This is a genomic window from Intrasporangium sp. (genome assembly GCF_039812505.1).
Taxonomy (GTDB): Bacteria; Actinomycetota; Actinomycetes; order Actinomycetales; family Dermatophilaceae; genus Intrasporangium_A.
Genome location: NZ_JBDIAQ010000266.1, coordinates 1 through 2,513, shown reverse-complemented (window position 1 = coordinate 2,513; position 2,513 = coordinate 1). Strand labels below are relative to the sequence as shown.

The following is a 2,513-nucleotide window of genomic DNA, read 5'->3' as shown; positions in this document are numbered from 1 at the left end:
CCCGGGACTGTCGAGGGTGGCGCACACAGGCCCACGGCGAGCGGGCCACGACAACCGCCTGCCGACCAGATCGCACCGCTCGGCGGCCCCACCCCGCCCACCCCTTGCGGTCTGGGCGACGGTTTACTTGAGTGGACCCCGGACCAACGAAGCCTCGAAAGGTGGAATGCCGTGAGCGAACAGACTCTCGAGAACCTGCTGCAGGAGACCCGGACCTTCCCGCCCCCAGCCGGGTTCAGCGCCCAGGCCAACGGCACGGCCGAGCAGTACACCCAGGCGGCCGAGGACCCCGAGGCGTTCTGGGCCGAGCAGGCCCGCAAGTACGTCGTGTGGAGCAAGGACTTCACGCAGGTCCTCGACTGGTCTGACGCCCCCTTCTCCAGGTGGTTCGCCGACGGCGAGCTCAACGCCTGCTACAACGCCGTCGACCGGCACGTCGAGGCCGGGCACGGCGACCGGGTCGCGATCCACTTCGTCGGCGAGCCCGAGGGCGACGCCCGCGACATCACCTACCGCGACCTGCACGAACAGGTGCAGCGGGCCGCCAACGCCCTGGCCGACCTCGGCATCGACAAGGGCGACACGGTGGCGATCTACCTGCCGATGATCCCGGAGGCGGCGGTGGCGATGCTGGCTTGCGCGCGCCTCGGCGCACCGCACTCGGTCGTCTTCGGCGGCTTCTCCGCCGAGGCGCTGCACTCCCGGATCCAGGACGTCCGGGCCACGGTCGTGATCACCAGCGACGGCGGCTACCGCCGCGGCAAGCCGAGCGCCCTGAAGCCGGCCGTCGACGCGGCGCTGGCCCATGGCGACACCTCGGTCGAGAAGGTCCTCGTCGTGCGCCGCACCGGCCAGGACACCGCGTGGACCGACGGCCGCGACCTCTGGTGGCACGAGGCCCTCGAGGCGGCTGCGCCCGAGCACACGCCCGTCCCGGTGGAGGCCGAGCACCCGTTGTTCATCCTCTACACGTCGGGCACGACCGGCAAGCCCAAGGGCATCTTCCACGCCACCGGCGGCTACCTGGTCCAGAACGCCTACACCAACGCCGTCGTCCACGACGTGCACCCCGAGACAGACGTCTACTGGTGCACGGCCGACATCGGCTGGGTCACCGGACACTCCTACATCGTCTACGGCCCGATGACGCTCGGCGCGACCCAGGTGATGTACGAGGGCACCCCGGACACCCCGCACCAGGGCCGGTTCTGGGAGATCGTGCAGGACAAGCAGGTCACGATCCTCTACACCGCACCTACCGCGATCCGCACCTTCATGAAGTGGGGCGAGGACATCCCGGCGAAGTTCGACATGAGCTCGCTGCGGCTGCTCGGCTCGGTCGGCGAGCCGATCAACCCCGAGGCCTGGATGTGGTATCGGCGGATCATCGGCGGCGACCGCTGCCCGATCGTGGACACCTGGTGGCAGACCGAGACCGGCGCGATCATGATCAGCCCCCTGCCCGGGGTCACCGCGACCAAGCCCGGCTCGGCGATGAAGCCGGTGCCCGGGGTCACCGCCGACGTGGTGGACGACGCGGGCGAGTCGGTGCCCAACGGCTCCGGGGGCTACCTGGTGGTCCGCGACCCGTGGCCGGCGATGCTGCGCGGCGTGTGGGGCGACCCGCAGCGCTACAAGGACACCTACTGGTCGCGTTTCCCCGGCATGTACTTCGCGGGCGACGGCGCCAAGAAGGACGAGGACGGCGACATCTGGGTGCTCGGCCGGGTCGACGACGTCATGAACGTCTCGGGCCACCGGCTGTCCACGACCGAGATCGAGTCGGCGCTCGTCTCCCACCCCAAGGTCGCCGAGGCTGCTGTCGTCGGCGCCACCGACGCCACCACCGGTCAGGCGGTGTGCGCGTTCGTCATCCTGCGCTCCGAATCCGTCTCGGAGGCCGACGAGGTCGGCGAGGGTGCCGAACTCGTGGCCGAGCTGCGCAACCACGTGGCCAAGGAGATCGGTCCGATCGCCAAGCCGCGACAGATCATGATCGTCCAGGAGCTGCCCAAGACCCGCTCGGGCAAGATCATGCGCCGCCTGTTGCGCGACGTGGCCGAGAACCGCGAGGTCGGCGACGTCACGACGCTTGCCGACGGCTCGGTCATGGACCTCATCAAGGCGGGACTGGACAGCGGAGGCAGCGCCTGATCCGCTGCCCACAGCGACACCCATGCCGTATGCCGCTCACCCGGCGCACTGGTCATGCCCTGATGTCAGGCATCTGACTACGCGACGAACGGCACCAGGACGGCTGCCGCGGTCCTGGTGCCGTCCCCGACGAACCGGCCGTGGTCGGTGGACATCTCGAGCAGCCGACGACTCAGCCCGCGCTCACTCCTCGCTGGAGGCCCGGTCGCCGACGAACGCGAGCAGCTCGGGGTCGTCGGTGTCCAGGCGCTGCATCTCCTCGTCCCCGGTGCAGGTGCGCAACGAGAGCTGCAGACGCCCGCCGACCCGGGACAGGACCCGCCAGGTGGCGCCGCTGTCCTCCCAGCGGCGCACCACCT

Annotated in this window: 1 protein-coding gene; it reads left to right on the top strand. The window is 70.2% G+C overall.

Annotation, left to right across the window (positions count from 1 at the left end):
- Window positions 1-171: 171 nt before the first annotated feature.
- Window positions 172-2,154 carry an acetate--CoA ligase gene (acs, locus tag WMI84_RS18015; RefSeq protein ID WP_347355151.1) on the top strand — a complete coding sequence of 661 codons (1,983 nt, stop codon included), beginning with the start codon at window positions 172-174 and terminating at the stop codon, window positions 2,152-2,154.
- Window positions 2,155-2,513: the final 359 nt, after the last annotated feature.